General features: G+C 49.6%; 1 protein-coding gene. It reads left to right on the forward strand.

The annotated features are described in order from the left end of the window. The first annotated feature begins 73 nt into the window (after window positions 1-73). Window positions 74-1,294: an IS256 family transposase gene (locus MJ257_RS24545; protein ID WP_240271794.1), complete on the forward strand. Its 1,221-nt coding sequence runs from the start codon at window positions 74-76 to the stop codon at window positions 1,292-1,294. Window positions 1,295-1,357: the final 63 nt, after the last annotated feature.

Raw genomic sequence — 1,357 nt, forward strand, 5'->3', positions numbered from 1 at the left:
GAGTCTGTAAAATAATTTGTGTAAACTCCTAAACCCATTAAAATGGAAGTAATAGAAAGGTTGGGGAGAACACATGGGACTTTGGTCAAAGGAACAACTGCGGGCGTTCATCAAGGAGAACAAACTGGTTACGGCACAGGATGCGCAGAACGCTCTGAAAGAACTGTTTGCGGAAACGCTCCAGGAGATGCTGGAAGCCGAGATGGACACACACCTGGGCTACGAGAAACATGAGGTCAAGGCCAAGCTGACGCCAAACAGCCGTAATGGCAAAAGCAAAAAGACAGTCGTCAGCGAATATGGAGAGCAGGAGATCCATGTTCCCCGGGACCGGATGAGCGAGTTCGAGCCAGTTGTTGTGCAGAAGCACCAGAAAAACGTGACGGGCATCGAAGACCAGATTATTGCTCTTTACGCCAAAGGCGTCAGTACGCGTGAAATTCAGGATCATTTACAGAACCTGTACAGTATTGAGGTTTCGCCTACGCTCATTTCCAATGTCACGAATAAGATCGTGCCGCTCATTAAAGAATGGCAGAACCGGCCTTTGCAGGGCGTGTACGCGGTTGTCTACATGGATGCCATCCACTTCAAAGTGAAGCAGGACGGAGCCATCGTGAACAAGGCGGCCTACATGGTCATTGGTATCGATCTGGATGGAAACAAGGATGTGCTGGGCATGTGGATTGGTGAGAATGAAACCTCCAAGTTCTGGCTCAGCGTGCTGAATGACCTGAGGAACCGTGGCGTTCAGGATATTCTCATCATCTGCGTAGACAACCTGAATGGTTTCTCTGAAGCGATTTCCGCCTGTTATCCGAAGACCGAGATTCAGAAGTGTATCATTCATCAGATCCGAAACTCCACCCGTTACGTATCGTACAAGGATCTCAAGAAGGTTACCGCCGATCTGAAGCCCATTTACAAAGCAGCGACAGAGGAAGGAGCACTCCTCGAACTTGACCGGTTTGAAGAGGTTTGGGGCACCAAGTATCCGCTCATTGTTCGTTCCTGGCGGAATAACTGGGAGGAGCTTTCGACCTTCTTCAAGTACCCGCCTGAAATTCGCAAACTCATCTACACCACAAACATGATTGAAAGCTACCACCGGCAGCTTCGTAAAGTGACGAAAGGAAAGAGCATTTTCCCTACGGACGAAGCCTTGCTCAAAATGCTTTATCTGGCGACGATGGATGTCACCCGCAAATGGACAGGTCGAGTACAGAACTGGGGCCAGATGCTGCTTCAGCTTTCCGTCTTCTTTCCGGAACGGGTGGGCAACCACTTGCGTTAAGCCGCCAAATCCCCCTCGGGGGATTTCCTTGTCATGAGTTTACACAAAAATCTTGACAGACCC

The organism is Paenibacillus timonensis (assembly GCF_022427145.1).
Taxonomy (GTDB): Bacteria; Bacillota; Bacilli; order Paenibacillales; family Paenibacillaceae; genus Fontibacillus; species Fontibacillus timonensis.